The 15,936-nt window shown below is 72.8% G+C and carries 17 protein-coding genes; 4 read left to right on the forward strand and 13 right to left on the reverse strand.

Annotated elements, in window-relative coordinates; all coding sequences use genetic code 11:
• Positions 1–149: 149 nt before the first annotated feature.
• Both ABZ915_RS26620 and ABZ915_RS26625 read left to right on the forward strand, forming a co-directional pair.
• Entirely contained in the window at positions 150–1,862 is a 1,713-nt protein-coding gene (locus ABZ915_RS26620; protein WP_361808074.1) for a hydrogenase maturation protein, read from the forward strand.
• Entirely contained in the window at positions 1,859–2,392 is a 534-nt protein-coding gene (locus tag ABZ915_RS26625; RefSeq protein WP_361808077.1) for a hydrogenase maturation protease, read from the forward strand. Before ABZ915_RS26620 ends, ABZ915_RS26625 begins: the two co-directional genes overlap by 4 nt.
• Positions 2,393–2,401: 9 nt before the next feature.
• On the opposite strand, the gene ABZ915_RS26630 is transcribed toward ABZ915_RS26625, so the two are convergent.
• From ABZ915_RS26630 to ABZ915_RS26665, 8 genes are all read right to left on the reverse strand, one after another.
• The gene (locus tag ABZ915_RS26630) at positions 2,402–2,560 is read right to left on the reverse strand and encodes a hypothetical protein (protein WP_361808080.1); all 159 of its coding nucleotides are present in this window, start codon (positions 2,558–2,560) and stop codon (positions 2,402–2,404) included.
• A 24-nt stretch (positions 2,561–2,584) separates the two neighbouring features.
• Positions 2,585–2,791 carry a hypothetical protein gene (locus ABZ915_RS26635; protein WP_361808083.1) on the reverse strand — a complete coding sequence of 69 codons (207 nt, stop codon included), beginning with the start codon at positions 2,789–2,791 and terminating at the stop codon, positions 2,585–2,587.
• A gap of 13 nt (positions 2,792–2,804) precedes the next feature.
• Positions 2,805–3,419 carry a DUF5947 family protein gene (locus ABZ915_RS26640; RefSeq protein ID WP_361808086.1) on the reverse strand — a complete coding sequence of 205 codons (615 nt, stop codon included), beginning with the start codon at positions 3,417–3,419 and terminating at the stop codon, positions 2,805–2,807.
• A complete protein-coding gene (locus ABZ915_RS26645; protein ID WP_361808089.1) occupies positions 3,416–3,964 on the reverse strand; it encodes a NifU family protein in 549 nt (182 codons plus the stop codon). The genes ABZ915_RS26640 and ABZ915_RS26645 overlap by 4 nt, the downstream gene beginning before the upstream one ends.
• Entirely contained in the window at positions 3,957–5,753 is a 1,797-nt protein-coding gene (locus tag ABZ915_RS26650; RefSeq protein ID WP_361808092.1) for a nickel-dependent hydrogenase large subunit, read from the reverse strand. Before ABZ915_RS26650 ends, ABZ915_RS26645 begins: the two co-directional genes overlap by 8 nt.
• A 72-nt stretch (positions 5,754–5,825) precedes the next feature.
• Positions 5,826–6,914 carry a hydrogenase expression protein HypE gene (locus tag ABZ915_RS26655; RefSeq protein ID WP_361808095.1) on the reverse strand — a complete coding sequence of 363 codons (1,089 nt, stop codon included), beginning with the start codon at positions 6,912–6,914 and terminating at the stop codon, positions 5,826–5,828.
• Positions 6,911–7,456 (reverse strand): hemerythrin domain-containing protein, encoded by a 546-nt coding sequence (locus tag ABZ915_RS26660; RefSeq protein ID WP_361808098.1) that lies wholly within the window; start codon positions 7,454–7,456, stop codon positions 6,911–6,913. The genes ABZ915_RS26655 and ABZ915_RS26660 overlap by 4 nt, the downstream gene beginning before the upstream one ends.
• Positions 7,443–8,972, reverse strand: a complete 1,530-nt coding sequence (locus ABZ915_RS26665) for a hypothetical protein (protein ID WP_361808100.1) — start codon at positions 8,970–8,972, stop codon at positions 7,443–7,445. The genes ABZ915_RS26660 and ABZ915_RS26665 overlap by 14 nt, the downstream gene beginning before the upstream one ends.
• A 165-nt stretch (positions 8,973–9,137) precedes the next feature.
• Between ABZ915_RS26665 and ABZ915_RS26670 the strand changes: the two genes are divergently transcribed.
• Positions 9,138–9,626 (forward strand): hypothetical protein, encoded by a 489-nt coding sequence (locus ABZ915_RS26670; protein ID WP_361808103.1) that lies wholly within the window; start codon positions 9,138–9,140, stop codon positions 9,624–9,626.
• Between the two features lie 15 nt (positions 9,627–9,641).
• On the opposite strand, the gene ABZ915_RS26675 is transcribed toward ABZ915_RS26670, so the two are convergent.
• Complete coding sequence (locus ABZ915_RS26675; RefSeq protein ID WP_361808105.1) at positions 9,642–9,857, reverse strand: dodecin; 216 nt, start codon at positions 9,855–9,857, stop codon at positions 9,642–9,644.
• 217 nt (positions 9,858–10,074) lie between these two features.
• Here ABZ915_RS26675 and ABZ915_RS26680 point away from each other — a divergent pair, with 217 nt between their 5' ends.
• Positions 10,075–11,331, forward strand: a complete 1,257-nt coding sequence (locus tag ABZ915_RS26680; RefSeq protein ID WP_361808108.1) for an extracellular solute-binding protein — start codon at positions 10,075–10,077, stop codon at positions 11,329–11,331.
• 28 nt (positions 11,332–11,359) lie between these two features.
• On the opposite strand, the gene egtD is transcribed toward ABZ915_RS26680, so the two are convergent.
• Genes egtD through egtA form a run of 4 tightly spaced genes read right to left on the reverse strand, consistent with a single transcriptional unit; the run spans position 11,360 to position 15,730 of the window.
• Positions 11,360–12,322 (reverse strand): L-histidine N(alpha)-methyltransferase, encoded by a 963-nt coding sequence (gene egtD, locus ABZ915_RS26685; protein WP_361808110.1) that lies wholly within the window; start codon positions 12,320–12,322, stop codon positions 11,360–11,362.
• The gene (gene egtC / locus ABZ915_RS26690) at positions 12,319–13,098 is read right to left on the reverse strand and encodes an ergothioneine biosynthesis protein EgtC (RefSeq protein ID WP_361808113.1); all 780 of its coding nucleotides are present in this window, start codon (positions 13,096–13,098) and stop codon (positions 12,319–12,321) included. The genes egtD and egtC overlap by 4 nt, the downstream gene beginning before the upstream one ends.
• On the reverse strand, positions 13,098–14,426 hold the full coding sequence (gene egtB, locus ABZ915_RS26695; protein ID WP_361808116.1) for an ergothioneine biosynthesis protein EgtB: 1,329 nt from the start codon (positions 14,424–14,426) through the stop codon (positions 13,098–13,100). The genes egtC and egtB overlap by 1 nt, the downstream gene beginning before the upstream one ends.
• Positions 14,423–15,730, reverse strand: coding sequence for an ergothioneine biosynthesis glutamate--cysteine ligase EgtA (gene egtA, locus ABZ915_RS26700; protein WP_361808119.1), 1,308 nt, complete (start codon positions 15,728–15,730; stop codon positions 14,423–14,425). Before egtA ends, egtB begins: the two co-directional genes overlap by 4 nt.
• Positions 15,731–15,936: the final 206 nt, after the last annotated feature.

Here is a 15,936-nt window from a genome sequence, read left to right on the forward strand (position 1 = left end):
GCCCGGACCGGAGACGACCCCGCCTCCCGGCACCCGCACGGCGGGCCACCGGCCCCGCAGTGCGGGTGCGCATCCGTCCGGAGGAACTTGCCCCGCGGTGCCGCCCGGGTCCTTTCCGGGCCACGGTCCGGCGACGATGCTGAGGCCGTATGGACATCCTCCTCGTCGCCAGTGCCTTCAACAGCCTGTGCCAGCGCGTCCACGTCGAGCTCGCCGACCGGGGCCACCGCGTGGAGGTGGTGCTGGCCTCGCACGGGGACGACGCGGTGCGCGAGGCCGTCCGGGACACCGCACCGGAGCTGATCGTCGCGCCGATGCTGAAGACCGCCCTCCCCGAGGACGTGTGGCGGGAGCGCACCTGCCTGATCGTGCACCCCGGCCCGCCCGGCGACCGGGGCCCGTCGTCCCTGGACTGGGCCCTCGCGGAGGACGCCGGACGGTGGGCGGTGACCGTGCTCCAGGCGGAAGCGGGCATGGACGCCGGAGCCGTCTGGGCGTCGGCGCCCTTCGGCGTGGAGCCCGTCGGCAAGAGCGACCTGTACCGGGGCGAGGTCTCCGACGCCGCGGTGACCGCCGTCCTGCTGGCGGTGGAACGCTACGCCGGCGGCTCGTACAAGCCGCGCCCGCAGAGCGACCCCGGGATCTCCGTGATCTGGCGCGACTTCTTCCGGCAGGAGCGGCGGCGCGTCGACTGGCGGTACGACGACACCGCCACCGTGCTGCGCAAGCTGCGCGGCGCCGACTCCCGGCCGGGTGTCCTCGACGACCTCCTCGGACGCGAGGTCTTCCTGCACGGCGGCCACCCCGAGGACGAGCTGCGGGGCCGCCCCGGCGACCTGCTCGCCACCCGGAACGGCGCCGTGTGCCGGGCCACCCGGGACGGCGCGGTGTGGATCCCGGAGCTCCGCCCCCGCCGCTGCTCCGGCGACCCCGCGCCCTTCCGGCGCCCGGCGGCCGACGTGCTCGGCGACCGGCTGCCCGACGTACCGGAGGTGCCCGCCCCCCTGGAGCCGCTCCCGGGCCGGCGCACCTGGAGCGACATCCGCTACCGCCGGCACGGCGACGTCGGCCACCTGGCCTTCTCCTTCCCGGGCGGCGCCATGAGCACCTCGCAGTGCCGCCGCCTCCTCACCGCCTACCGGCACGCCCTGACCCGGCCCACGTCCGTCCTCGTCCTCGGCGGGGCGCGCGACTTCTTCTCCAACGGCATCCACCTGGGCGTCATCGAGTCCGCCGCCGACCCGGCGGAAGAGTCGTGGGCCAACCTCGACGCCATGAACGACCTGGTCGAGGCGGTGCTGCGGACCACGGACCGCCTGGTCGTCGCCGCGCTCGGCGGCAACGCGGCGGCGGGCGGGGTGATGCTGGCACTCGCGGCGGACGAGGTCTGGTGCCGCTCCGGCGCCGTCCTGAACCCGCACTACCGGCGGATGGGCCTGTACGGCTCGGAGTACTGGACGTACAGCCTGCCCCGGCGCGCCGGCGACGCCACGGCCGAGCGGCTGACCCGCGAGGCGCTGCCGGTGAGTGCCGCCACGGCCGTCCGGCTGGGCCTCGCCGACCGGCTGCTGACCGCCACCCCGGGCATGTTCCCCGAGGAGGTGCGCCGTCTCGCCGCCGCCCTCGCCGGGACGCCGGACGTACGGGAGCGGATCGCGGGCAAGGCCGCGGCACGGGCCCGGGACGAGGAGCGGCGGCCGCTCGCCGCGTACCGGGAGGACGAGCTCACCCGCATGCGCCGCGTCTTCTACGATCCCGGGGCGCCCTACCACGCCCTGCGCTCCGCCTTCGTCCGCAAGCAGCCGAGCGGATCACCCCGGCCGCTGTCACCCGTTCCGGCGCTCCCCGGGGAGGCCCGATGACGCCGCCGCGCCTGCTGGTCGCCGGCATCGGCAACATCTTCCTCGCCGACGACGCCTTCGGACCCGAGGTGATCAAGGCCCTGGCCGGGCGGCCGCTGCCCGCGGAGGTCCACGTGCGGGACTTCGGCATCCGCGGCCTGGACCTCGCCTACCAGCTCCTCGACGGCTACGCCGCCGCCGTCTTCGTCGACGCCGCCCCGCGCGGCCTGGCACCGGGCACGCTGTCGCTGATCGAGGCCGACGCCCCCGGCCTCCCCGACGCCACGGACACCGCCCGGCACGCCCCCGAGGCGCACGGCATGGACCCCGTCAAGGTGCTGGCGCTGGCCGCGCACCTCGGGGAGGGCGCGCTGCCCCGCGTCGTCGTCCTCGCCTGCGAGCCCGAGGCGGTGCCGAGCGCCGACGACCCGGATGTCACCGTCGGTCTGAGCGCGCCGGTGCGCGACGCCGTCGAACGGGCCGTGCCGCTGCTCCACACGGTGGTGGAGCGGCTGCTGGCCGACGCCGGCGCCGCGCTCGCGGCCCAGTGACCCCGCAGATCAGTGGCGGTGCCGGACGCCGGAGGAGGAACCGGCCATGCGCCAGATCCTGATCTCGCGCACCAGCCCGGGGAGCTCCCAGACCAGCAGGCCCAGCAGCGCGCTGCCGACGAGCACCGCCTGTGCCGTCAGTACGCGTTTGGCCGTAACCGTTGCCATTGCCATCTCTGCTCCCTAAGCCGCTCAGCCCGGCGGAATGCTCGGCATGATCTTCAGGATCGCTTCGTGCTTCTTCCAGTGGATGCCCGTGGACCGGCGCGCGTCGGCGGTGCCGTCCTCGTGGTGCCCCGTCTGGTGCTCGTAGGGGCCCTTGTTGCCCTGGTGGAGGCCGAAGACGTGGCTGGGCGTGTCGGGCTTCGCCTGTGGTCTCCCGACCCGGATGCTGCCCATGGTGTGTCCTCCCTTACGGTCGTCCGGCCGGTGCCACCGGCCGGCTGGCGGCCAGCTCGGTGAAGAACCGTTCCAGTACCGGCCAAATCGTCTCTCCGCCGGTCATTCCCTGCCACTCCTGGCGCACCAGCCCGACGATCCGGAAGCAGTCGTCGACCGGCACGATCCAGTGGTGCGCGAGGCCCCGGGCGGTGTTCACCAGCAGCGCCTCCACCTCGGGTGCCAGGCCGGCCAGCGGCGGACAGCCGGCGACGACCTTCCGCCAGGCGTCCGCGTCCACCTCCCAGCGGGTGGCGCCCGCCGGGCTCGGGTAGTGCGCGAGGACCGTGCCGTCCGGGCGGGGCACGAAGAAGGCCAGTCCGACGGGCACGCCCAGCGGTTCGGTGTCCACCGGGGGCAGCCGGAGGCGGCGCAGCGGGATCAGCCGGTAGCGCCCGTCGCCCTCCTCGCCCTCGGTGAACAGCAGCGCACAGGGCCGGCAGGCGCACAGCACCTCTTCCCGTCCGCCGTCGTGGAGGTGGCGGTGGTCGTCCGGCACCGGGGCCGCGCACAGGTCGCACAGTTCCTCGGCCGCCGTCCGCCGGGCGGCGGCCGAGCGGATGACCCGCCCGAGCGCGCCGCCGGTCACCGCGCCACCTGCTGCCGGCCACGATGGGTGAGGGCCTCCAGCGGTACGAACGCGGGGGCGGGGGCGTCCCGCACCTGCTCCACCGCCCGAAGCTCGGGCGCCACCCCGAGGACCGCCTCCCGGACCGCGTCCAGGATCCCGGCGGACGACGAGCCGCAGCCCTTGACCGCCAGGCGGACCCGGGCGACCGCCTCGTCCTCGTCGACGCCGACCAGTTCGAGGTCGCCGCCCCGCTCGCGCAGCTCCCCGCCGATCCGCTCCACCTCCCGGGCCACCCGGGCCCGAACCGGCTCGGGGTGGATGCCGTGCAGGACCATCAGGTGGCCGAGGAGTTCGTCCTCGGCCAGCGCCCCGGCCAGGTGGCCGTCCGCGCGGTCCAGGATCCTGGCCAGCGCCTCGCCGTAGACCTCGGTCAGCGCCCGTACCGCCTCGAGGGCCTCCCGGGCGGTCGGGCCCGGGGTCTCCTCCAGGTGCTCCAGCAGGTCCTCGAGGCGGGCCAGCCGCGCGGCGAGGGACGTCTCGTCGAGCCGGGTGCCGTCAGCCATGGCCGGCGGCTCCGTACGTCGGCGAGTGCAGCGTGGTCAGCGTCTTCCCCTTGCCCACGTACATGTGCACCCCGCACGGCAGACAGGGGTCAAAGCTGCGCACGGTGCGCATGATGTCGACGCCCTTGAAGTCGTCGGGGCCGTTCTCCTCGAAGATCGGCTGTCCCTGGACGGCGTCCTCGTACGGGCCGGGGGTCCCGTAGATGTCCCGGGGGCTGGCGTTCCACGGGGTGGGCGGGTACGGGTGGTAGTTGGCGATCTTCTTGTCCCTGATCACCAGGTGGTGCGAGAGCACCCCGCGCACCGCCTCGTGGAAGCCGCAGCCGATCGCCTCGTCCGGCACCTCGAAGTTCTCGAAGATCTTGGTGTCGCCCGCCCGGATCAGCCCCATCGCCTCCTCCACGAACTGAAGGGCCATGGCGGCGGCGTAGGCGATGAAGTACGGCCGGGCGCGGTCCCGTTCGATGGTGTTGCTCCACTTGGGGATGCGCCACTCCAGCGTCGTCTCCGGCAGGCTCTCGCCCTTGGGCAGCGAGATGCGCACGCTGTCGCCGGTGGCCTTGACGTACGGGGTGTCGACGATGCCGCTCAGCGCGGTCGACCACAGCCGGGCCAGCGGGCCGCCGCCCGTGTCCAGGGCCAGGTGGTCGCCACTGCGCTGGTCGTACCAGCGCGGGCTCATCACCCAGCTGTACTTCTCGGCGAAGTCACGTTTCTGCGGTACCGGGACGGTCGTCTGGTTCCACGGGTGGCGCATGTCGACCGGGTTGCCGAGCGGGTCGTGCGTGACGAACGGCTGCTCGTTGACCCAGTCCTCGTAGTACGAGCTGCCGAGCATGATCCGCATGCCGAGGTTGATGTCGACGAGGTTGTTGGTGACCAGCTTGCCGTCGACGATGACGCCCGGGGTGACGTACATCGCCTTGCCCCACTGGTTCATCGTCTCGTACCGGTAGTCGACGACGTCCGGGTTCTGCCAGGCGCCCCAGCAGCCGAGCAGGACACGGCGCCTGCCGACCTCCTCGTAGCCGGGCAGCGCCTCGTAGAAGAAGTCGAAGACGTCGTCGTTCATCGCGACGGCCTTCTTGACGAAGTCGATGACCCGCATCAGCCGGCTGAGGTAGTCGGTGAAGGTGTTCGGCTGCGGCATCGTGCCCACGCCGCCCGGGTACAGCGTCGACGGGTGGACGTGCCGCCCCTCCATCAGACAGAACATCTCCCGGGTGACCCGGCTGACCTTCAGCGCCTCCTTGTAGACCTCGCCCTCGAACGGGTTGAAGGCCTTCATGATGTCGGCGATGGTGCGGTAGCCGTGGATGTCGCCGTGGGGCGCGTCGGTGCGCTCGGCACGGGCCAGCAGGCCGGGGTTGGTGGCCTTGACCATCGCCTCGCAGAAGTCCACGAACACCAGGTTGTCCTGGAAGATCGTGTGGTCGAACATGTACTCGGCGGCCTCGCCGAGGTTGGTGATGTACTCGGCCAGCCGCGGGGGCTTGACGCCGTAGGCCATCTGCTGGGCGTAGTTCGAGCAGGTGGTGTGGTTGTCGCCGCAGATCCCGCAGATGCGCGAGGTGATGAAGCCGGCGTCGCGCGGGTCCTTGCCCTTCATGAACACCGAGTAGCCGCGGAACAGCGACGAGGTGCTGTGGCATTCGACGACTTCCCGGTTGGCGAAGTCGATCTTCGTGTAGATGCCCAGGTTGCCGATGATCCGGGTGATCGGATCCCAGGACATGTCCACGAGCTGGGCGGGCTTGCGCCCCTTGGGCCGGGCCTCGGTTGTCGTCATCTGGCTTGCTGCCCCTTGCTGTTCGGGTTCCGACGGTTGAGTGGTGGTCCCCCCTCCCCCCGGTGTTCCGTGTCAGGCGCGCCAGTGCGGGTCGTAACCGCTGGTCAGCTTGCGCTTGTTGTGGCGCCACTTGGGCTCGTGGTTCACGATGTCGTTCGTCAGGCCGCGCAGTCGGCGTACGACCGCCCCGTACGGCTTGACGACCAGCGACGAGAGCGTCGCACCGGGAGGCTCGTCCATGAACGGCATGAACGCGTCGGGGAAGCCGGGCATCGTGCAGCCGATGCAGATGCCGCCGACGTTCGGGCAGCCGCCGATGCCGGCCATCCAGCCGCGCTTGGGCACGTTGCAGTTGACGACCGGGCCCCAGCAGCCGGTCTTCACCAGGCACTTGGGGGAGTTGTAGTCCTTGGCGAAGCTGGCCTGCTCGTAGTACGAGCCCCGGTCGCAGCCCTCGTGCACGGTCTTGCCGAACAGCCACTGCGGACGCAACATGTGGTCCAGCGGCGGCGGGGGAGCCGAGCCGGCCGCGTGCTGGAGCACCCAGACCAGGGTCTCCATGAAGTTCTCGGGCTGGATGGGGCAGCCGGGCACGTTGACGATGGGCAGACCGCCCTGTGACACGAAGTCCCAGCCGAGGTAGTCCGCGAGGCCCATCGAGCCGGTGGGGTTGCCCGCCATCGCGTGGATGCCGCCGTAGGTGGCGCAGGTGCCGGCGGCCACCACCGCCCAGGCCCTGGGCGCCAGTTGGTCGATCCACCAGTTCAGGGGCAGCGGCTGGCCGGTGTCCGGGTCGTTGCCGAACGACGTCCAGTAGCCGTCGCCCTTGATGATGTTCTGGTTCGGGATCGAGCCCTCGATGACGAGCATGAACGGGGCCAGTTCGCCGCGGGCCGCCGCCCGGTACGGAGCGAGGAAGTCCTCGCCGCCCAGGCTCGGTGAGAGCACCTTGTTGACCAGGTTCACCTTCGGCAGGCCGGGGATCAGGCCGAGTACCACGTCCTCGATGGAGGGCTGGTCGGCGGCCGTGAGCGAGACGGTGTCGCCGTCGCAGCTCATGCCCTCGGAGATCCACAGGATGGTGATCTCGTCGAAGCCCTCGATCCGTTCGGACCGGCTGGGGTCCTGGCTGACTTCGGTGGTGCCGCTATGGGTGGTCATGTCCTCGGCCTCCGCTGCAATCGGTCCCTGAGTCGGTCGTACGCCGCGGCCACCGGCCCGGCGAGGGTGAGCGCGGGTGGATGGTCCGGCGCGTGGGGGTGGGGGCGGGTCGGTACGCCCTGTCGTGCCTGAGCCAGCAGCCGCCCGAGGTCGTCGAGCTCCCGCCGGGAGACGGAGGCGCGCAGCCGGGGCATGAACACTTCCTCCTCCTCGCGCACGTGCTCCTCGACCTCGCGGCGCAGCCGGGCGACGAGTTCGTCCGTCCGCTCGTCCCCTTCGTCGAGCCGGTCCAGGGCGAGCAGCGTCTCCTTGACCGCCAGGTGCTCGCCGAGGTGCTCGCCGATCTCGCGTCCGCCGTCGACGAAGACCTGCTTCGCCAGGGGGTAGACGTACATCTCCTCCAGGGCGGCGTGCCGGGACAGTTCCCGCACGAGCAGTTCGACGACGCCCCGCCGCTGCCGGTCCGAGGCGGCCGAGCGGTAGTCGCGGAACAACTGCTCCACCCTGCGGTGGTCGTGGGCCAGCAGCTCAAGGGCGTCCATCGGGCGCTCCCTCGTCCACGGCGGCGGCCAGCGGCTGAAGTTCGTGCGGGCGGAAGTAGAAGTAGCGCCCGTACCAGGCGTTGAGCTCCGCGGCCGGGTCGTCGTCGAGCGTGACGGCCAGGTGCTCACTGCCGTCCACGTCGTGGAACACGGCCGCCACGCGGGCCGTGCGGCCGGCCAGGAACATGTCCTGCGCGTCCGCTCCCCGCCCGGCCGGCCGCAGCCGCACGGCGCTGCCGGCCGCGACCGGCACACCGTCCACCGTCACGCTGTCGGTCGTGGGCGACAGACCCTCGTCGCCGCCCTCCTGCCACCAGGGGACCATTCCGCGCGCTCCGGCGGCCACCGGCGGTGCGCCGAACGGGTCCTCGGCGGGCGGGGGCGGGGCGGTCGCCGCGTCGCGGGGCGCGGGCCGGAGGGAGCGGATCGCGCCGTGCAGGCGGGCGAACATCTCCGGCGGCATGTTCTCGACCCGGTCGAGGATGTCCGCGGCCCGCGGGTCGGTGGCCCGGGCCTCGCGCTTCTCCTCGTCCGTCAGCAGCAGCGTGCGCAGGCTCAGGATCTCGTCGATCTCGGCGGCGTCGTGCAGGTCGCCCGGACTCTCGGGGGCCACCTGCGGGTGGTCCGGCAGGATGATCGGCGAGGACAGGACCGCGTCGCCGTGGCCCGGTTCGCCGCCCAGGACGGGGAAGGCGAACAGGTTCCGGCAGCCGCGGGCGTGCTCCTCGTCCGCCTCGGCCGGCTCGATCAGCGACCCGAACTCGACGCCGGTGCCGCAGATCAGGGTGTGGGTGGCCATGAGGGCGTGCCGCAGCGCCTCGGCGCGGGGCACGCCGGCGCCGCCGGGCAGGGACCCGGTGTTCTCGGTGCGCACCCGCAGCCGGTACAGCGCGGTGCCGTCGTCGTCGTCCCGGATCCGCCCGTCCCGGATCCGCTCGGCCCGGACCGTCGTCACGGCGTGGACCGGGTCCCGGCGGCGCACCACCCGGCCCGCCCCGCCGCCCAGTTGCTCCGTCCCCGCACCGCCGGGCGACCCGACCGTCGTGCGGTGGGGGCCCTTGAGGAGCCGGGCCAGCGGGACGTCGATCTCCGCCTCGCGGGGCACCGCCTCGTCGAAGGTCAGATGGACGTCCGTCCCGGTCCGAAGCGCCTCCACCGGCCGGTGGCGGCCGTCACCGGTGGACTGTTCCACCTGCTTGCGCTGGAGCTGGAGGTAACGCACCGTCACCCGCAGCCGGGCGTCGCCGGACGCCCGCAGCAGGCACTCGGTCTGCTGGTACCAGGAGTCCACCGAGCCGGACACACCCGGCGGCACCGGCCCGTCCGCCTCGGCCCACTCGCGCGGGGTGAGGACGCCGAACTGCCAGCGCACCCGGTTCTTGGGGGATGACCGGCGGTACGGATAAAGAAGGTAGCCCTCGTAGAGCACGGCGTCGGCGACCGTGCGCAGCCGCTGGAGCGCCTCGTCACGTGATGCGAGCGCAGCACATCCGCTCCGAGCGGTACCGTCCACCATCCTGTCTCCTGTCACGCCGGCCATCCCTTCCACCAGCGTCACACCGCTCACACCAGTCGGCCTCCTGTGGGCCACCGGGATTGGTCCACTCGGGGGAGCGGGGGCGGGCGTTCAGCCGCGTCGGGGACGAGGCCGCAGGCCGCCGGCGGTGTCTAGGGTGGGCGTATGACAGACAGTCCGCGGCCGGTCGCCGTCTTCGACCTCGACAACACCCTTGCCGACACGGCGCACCGGCAGCGGTTCCTGGAGAGCAGGCCGCGGGACTGGGACGCGTTCTTCGCCGCCGCCCCCGCGGACCCGCCGCTCGCCGAGGGGGTGGCGCTGGCGCGTGGCAGTGCCGAGGAGTGCGAGGTCGTCTATCTCACCGGGCGGCCCGAGCGCTGCCGGCGCGACACGCTCGACTGGCTGGCCGCACACGGTCTGCCCGAGGGGCGCGTGTTCATGCGGCGCAACGCCGACCGGCGGCCCGCCCGCCACCCCAAGCTGGAGATCCTGCGCCGGCTGGCCCGTGACCGGGAGGTCCGGGTCCTGGTGGACGACGACGAACTGGTGTGCGGCGATGCCGAACGGGCCGGGTTCACCGTCGTACGGGCGCGCTGGGGCCGGCCGTCGGCCGCGCTGGCCGATGCCCAGGAACGGGAGGGGCGGACCTGAGGAGGGCCGGGCCGGTCAGCCCTCTTCCTCGAGGCGGAAGCCCACCTTCAGCCCGACCTGCCAGTGCCCGATCTCGCCGTCCTCGATCTGCCCCCTGACCTGTGTCACCTCGAACCAGTCGAGGTTGCGCAGGGTCTGGCCGGCGCGCGAGATGCCGTTGCGGATGGCCTGGTCGACGCCTTCGGGGGAGGTGCCGACGATCTCGGTGACCCGGTAGGTGTGGTTCGACATGACGGGTGCTCCTCTCCTGTGTGACAGGGGTGCCACGCGTCACTCCACCGTGCCGCATCCGGAGACGGAGTGCGAGGCGTCGGAGCGGTCAACCGCGGCGCGCCCCTTGACCTTCGCATTGGTCCATACCAAAATCCAGCACGCCCGTACGAGCGTCCGTGCTCGTCCCCCCACGTCGGGCCCCCTTCCCTGTCCACCAGACAGAACAGGACCCCTCGTGCGACGTCGACTCCTCGCCCTCGTCTGTGTGTCCGCCGCCCTCGCCGCCGGCTGCGGTGTCCTGCCGGGCGGCGACGAGCGGCACACCGTCACCGTGTGGCTCATGAAGGACAGCGCGTCGAAGGACTTCCTGCGCCGCTTCACCGAGGACTTCGAGCACACCCACGGCGACATCCGCCTCGACATCCGCATCCAGGAGTGGACCGGCATCGTCGACAAGGTGCAGAGGGCGCTCAGGACCGACTCGGACGACGGCCCCGACGTCATCGAGGTCGGCAACACCCAGGTCCCGCGCTACGTCGAGGGCAACCGCCTCACCGACCTCACGCTGGAGTCGGTGCGCGACTGGGACAAGGCGCACTGGCTGCCCGGTCTGACCGAACCCGGGCACCAGGGCACCCAGCAGTACGGCATCCCCTGGTACGCCGCCAACCGCGTCGTCGTCTACCGCAAGGACCTCTTCGAGCGGGCCGGCATCACCCACCCGCCGAAGACCCGCGAGGAGTGGCTCGCCGACACCGAGCGGCTCGACTCCGGCGGGAACCAGGGCATCTACCTCGCCGGGCAGGACTGGTACACGCTCGCCGGCTTCATCTGGGACGAGGGCGGCGACCTGGCCGAGGAGCAGGGCTTCCGCTGGAAGGGCACCCTGGACAGCCCGGCGGCGCTGCGCGGCATGGACTTCTACCGGCGGCTCCAGGCGCTCGGCAGGGGGCCGGTCGACGCCGACGAGGAACACCCGCCCCAGGCCGGCGTGTTCGCGGGCGGCAAGGTGGCGCAGATCGTGGCCGTGCCGGGGCTCGCGCAGTCGATCGTGCAGCAGAATCCCGGACTCGAGGACGAGTTGGGCTACTTCCCGGTGCCCGGGAAGACCGCGAGCCGGCCCGGCACCGTGTTCACGGGCGGCTCCGACCTCGTCGTACCCCGCGACACCGACCAGCCGGACCGCGCCGTCGAGGTCGTGGCGGCCCTCACCGGCGCCAAGTGGGACACCGATCTGGCCCGCACCATGAACTACGTGCCCAACAGGACGACCCTGGCGCGCGCGGTCGCGGGCGAGGAGGGGGTCGCCGCCATGGCGGCGGGCGCCGCACACGGGCGGGCGACCCCCAGCACCCCTCAGTGGACCGCGGTCGAGACCGACAACCCGATCAAGGAGTACATGAGCCGGGTGCTCGGCGGCGCCGACCCGGCGACCGAGGCCCGCCGCGCCTCCCGCCGGATCACCGACGAACTCGCGCCCGACCTGGAATGAGACGGACGACGCGGACGGGCCCCGCCGGTCACCGGGCCATGCTCAGCGACAGCGCGAAACGCCCCTGCGAGTCGGTCCACCAATGGGTCAGATCCAGCCCGGCGAGGGCCAGTTCGGTGGTGATCCCGTCCCGCCGGAACTTCGCCGACACCTCGGTGCGCAGTTCCTCGCCCGCCGCGAAGTCGACCGCGAGGTCGAGCGCCGGGATCTTCACGGTCTGGGCCGCGCGGGAGCGCAGCCGCATCTCGATCCACTCGTTCTCCGCGTCCCACAGGGCCACGTGCTCGAAGGCACCGGGATCGAAGTCGGCGCCCAGTTCGCGGTTGACGACGGCCAGGACGTTCTTGTTGAACTCCGCCGTCACCCCGGCCGCGTCGTCGTACGCCCGGACCAGGACGTCCTCCTCCTTGACCAGGTCCGTGCCGAGCAGCAGGGCGTCGCCCGGCGACAGCAGCGCCCGGACGGAGGCGAGGAACCGGGCGCGTTCGGCGGGCAGGAGATTGCCGAGGGTGCCGCCCAGGAAGGCCACCACCCGGGGGCCGGGCGTGTCCGGAAGGGCCAGCGCGGCCGTGAAGTCGGCGATCAGGGCGTGCACTTCGAGCTCCGGCCGCTCTCCGACGAGGGCCTGTCCGGCCTGGGTCAGGGCGCTCTCGCTGACGTCGACGGGGACGTAGACGCGCAGGCCGGTGAGCGCGTCGATCAGGTACCGCGTCTTCTCGGAGGAGCCGGAGCCCAGTTCGACCAGGGTGCGGGCGCCGGTCGCGGACGCGATCTCGCCGGAGCGGGTGGTGAGGATCTCCCGTTCGGCGCGGGTCGGGTAGTACTCGGGCAGTTCGGTGATCTGCTCGAACAGTTCGCTGCCCCGGGCGTCGTAGAACCACTTCGGCGGCAGGGTCTTGGGGGTGGCGGTGAGGCCGAGCCGGACGTCGGCGCGCAGTGCGGCGTCCGTCGCGTCCTCGGGAAGGGTGCGGGTGACGTGCAGGGGACTCACGTGCAGGGCTCCTTCGGTGGTACGTGGGCCAGGGCTTGCGGCAGTGGCGTCAGCCGGGCGCCGGCCCGGTCGGCCGTGAGCAGCGTGCGGTCGGGGACCTCCTGCCAGCGCGGGTCGTCGTCGTACGGCTCGGAGGCCACGACGGCGCGGCCGGGCGGCGTGAGGAACCAGAGGGTGTCGCCCCAGGCGGTGGCGGTGATGGTCTCGCCGTCGGTGAGCAGGAGGTTGAGCCGGGAGGCGGGGGCCGCCTCGGCGACCTGGAGAACCGTTTCGGCGAGGGCGCGGCCGGCCTCCTCGCCGGAGTGCAGCCGGTGCAGCACCAGCGCCCAGACGAACGCCGAGTCGGTGCGCGCCTCCAGCGACAGCAGGTCGACCGGGGGCAGCGTGGGGGCCAGCGGGGCCACGGACCGCGGCCAGCCCCTGATCGCGCCGTTGTGGCTGAACAGCCACCGGCCCGCCGCGAACGGCGCCGCCGCGGCCTCCGCGTCGGCGCCCGACAGGGTGGCGTCGCGCACCGCGGCGAGCAGCGCGCCCGTCCGGACCACCCGGGCCAGGTCGGCGAAGGACTGGTCGGCCCAGATCGGCCCGGCCCGCCGGTAGCGGGCCGGCACCGGGTCCTCCGGGGCGTACCAGCCGACCCCGAAACCGTCGGCGTTGACCGTGCCGTACCGCTGCCGCCGCGGCGCCCACGACTGGCGGTACAGACCGTGCGGGGGCTCCGTGATCACCTCGCCCAGCGGCTCCGGAGGCCCCACGTACGCCAGATGGCGGCACATCAGACGTCCTCCGAGCGGGCGGTGCGGAAGCCGGAGAAGATCTGCCGCCGGATCGGGTAGTCCCAGTTGCGGAACGTGCCCCGGCAGGCCACCGGGTCCACGGCGAACGAGCCGCCGCGCAGCACCTTGTACTCGGGCCCGAAGAACACCTCCGAGTACTCCTTGTACGGAAACGCGGTGAACCCCGGGTACGGCAGGAGGTCGCTCGCCGTCCACTCCCACACGTCGCCGATCAACTGGCGTACGCCGAGCGGCGACGCGCCCGCCGGGTAGCTGCCCGCCGGGGCGGGGCGCAGGTGCCGCTGGCCCAGGTTGGCGTGCTCGGGCGCCGGGTCGGCGTCGCCCCACGGGTAGCGCCTGGAGCGCCCGGTGGCGGGGTCGTGCCGGGCGGCCTTCTCCCACTCGGCCTCGGTGGGCAGCCGGCGCCCGGCCCAGCGGGCGTAGGCGTCGGCCTCGTACCAGCACACGTGCAGCACCGGCTCGTCGGGCGGGACGACCTCGGTGACGCCGAAGCGGCGCCGCAGCCACTGGCCGCCGTCACGGCGCCAGAACTGCGGTGCGGTGATGCCGTGCCGGCGTATGTGCGCCCAGCCCTCGGGTGTCCACCAGCGCTCGGTGTCGTAGCCGCCGTCCTCGATGAACGCCAGGTACGCGGCGTTCGTCACCGGCGTGGTGTCGATGTGGAAAGAGGCCACCTCCACGCGGTGCGCGGGGCGTTCGTTGTCCAGCGCCCATGGCTCGGTGGACGTGCCCATGGTGAACGGGCCGCCGGGGACGAGGACTTCGGCCGGGCCGGTGAACAGCGGCGCCGGATCCGGGTCGGGTGCGGTCAGGACCTGCGGGCCCGTGCGGAGCTGATGGGTGATCAGCATCGTCTCGTCGTGCTGCTGTTCGTGCTGGGCGATCATGCCGAAGGCGAAGCCCGCCTCGGTCAGCCGGGTGCCGTGCAGCGCGGCGCTCTCCAGCAGGTCCAGGGCACGGCCGCGTACCTCGGCCGCGTAGCCACGGGCCTCGGCGGGCGGCAGCAGCGGCAGCGAGGGCCGCTCGGCGCGCGAATGCTCGAAGGCGTCGTACAGGCCGTCGATCTCGGGCCGCATCGGCTCCCGGCCGCCGACCGCCCGCAGCAGCCACAGCTCTTCCTGGTTGCCGATGTGGGCGAGGTCCCACACCAGCGGGGACATCAGCGGCGAGTGCTGGGCGGTGAGGTCCGGCTCGTCGACGCAGCTGGTCAGCAGGGTGGTCCGGGCGCGCGCGGTGGTCAGGGAGGCCAGCGCGCGCTCCCGGAGGCCTTCGTGATCGGTCTCGTGCTCGGTCTCGGGGGCGGTCATGGGCGGATGTCCTTCCCGTGGGTGCGAGGAGCCGTGCCGCGCAGGCGGTCCAGCATGTCGTCGGCGGGGCAGCGGCCCCGGGCGACGTAGCGGTCGGAGTACGCCGCGACGGCGTCCGTGACCTCGGTCGTGGCGCCGAGCCGGGGGAGCGCCTCCAGCGCCGCCGCGAAACAGGCGACGGCTGCCTCCCGCAGCTCGGCGTCGGCCAGCGCGTACCGGGCCGCGTCCGTCCACAGCGGGTTGTGCGGCGCGGGCAGCCCGAGCGTCCGTTCGGCCAGGGGTTTCACGGTGCGGTACGCGGTCTCGGCGGCCTGAGGGTCGTCGAAGAGCGCGGTCGTCACCGCGAGCGGCACGATCCACCCGTCGTCGCCGGGCTGCGCGTCGATCATGCGCAGCTCCAGGTGACCGCGCGGTCTGACCGGTGGGAAGAGCGTCGTGAGGTGGTAGTCGAGGTCCTCGCGGGTCGGCGGCCGGGGCTCCGCCTTGCGGATCCAGTCCCGGAAGGTGAGTCCCTCGGGCACCTCCCAGGGTGCGCCGTCGAGCCGTACGCACATCACCGGCGCGTCGAGCACGTGCCGCGCCCAGGCGGTACGCGGTTCGCCGGCCGGGGGCGCGCCCGCACGGCCCGCGCCGATCTCCATCCACAGCAGCTGCCGGGTGGACAGCCAGCCCGTCGGCTCCCCACCGACCAGCGGGGAGTTGGCGAACGCGGCCACCAGGACCGCGCCCAGCTGGTGCGCCAGCCACCAGCGCCGCCCATGGCCCAGCGGGCCCGGTTCCTCGTAGCCGGCGTCCAGGCACACCTGGACGGAGGCGGAGGTGCACATCATGTGGCGGCCTGCCTCGCCCGTGCGGTCCAGGCAGGTCTCCAGGGCGTCGTAGCGGGGCTCGCGCAGGAATCTGCGGGGCTCGTGCCAGGGGTCGTGGCCGACGCCGACGAGGCCGAGGCCGTCCTCGGCCAGGACCGCGCGGACGGCGTCCAGGTCGGCGGAGACGGTGCCTATGCACTCCATGAGGGAGGCGGCGGGCGGCGAGCTCAGTTCCAGCTGGCCGCCGGGTTCGACGGTGAGCGCCGAGCCCAGGGAAACGGTGCGCAGTGCGGCGTAGGCCGCTTCGAGTCGTTCGGGTGTCACGGGGAGCCGCGGCTGCCGCAGCTCGTGAACAAGCCATTCCACTTCGACCCCGAGCGTGCGGGGCGGCCCGGTCTTGAAGCAGATGCCCCGGACCAGGGCCTCCACCTCGGGTTCTGTGACGACGGTGCGGTCCTCCGTACAGTCGCCAGCGTCACTTACCGAATCGGACATGTCGGGATCCTCCTGAGATTCCACCATGCCACCGCCCGGCCGGGTGGGCCGGGACGGCATCATCCGTCCCACCCAAGACCTTCTCGCCGATTCGCACAAGGGTGCAAATCGGGGCGAGCGGGTGCTGGAATCTCTCTTTCCACGGCCGGGAAACTCTGTTGCACCGCAGGACCAGCATCGCTCACGATGCGTTCATGAGCACGACG

The organism is Streptomyces sp. NPDC046915 (assembly GCF_040644935.1).
In the GTDB taxonomy this organism is placed as follows: Bacteria; Actinomycetota; Actinomycetes; order Streptomycetales; family Streptomycetaceae; genus Streptomyces.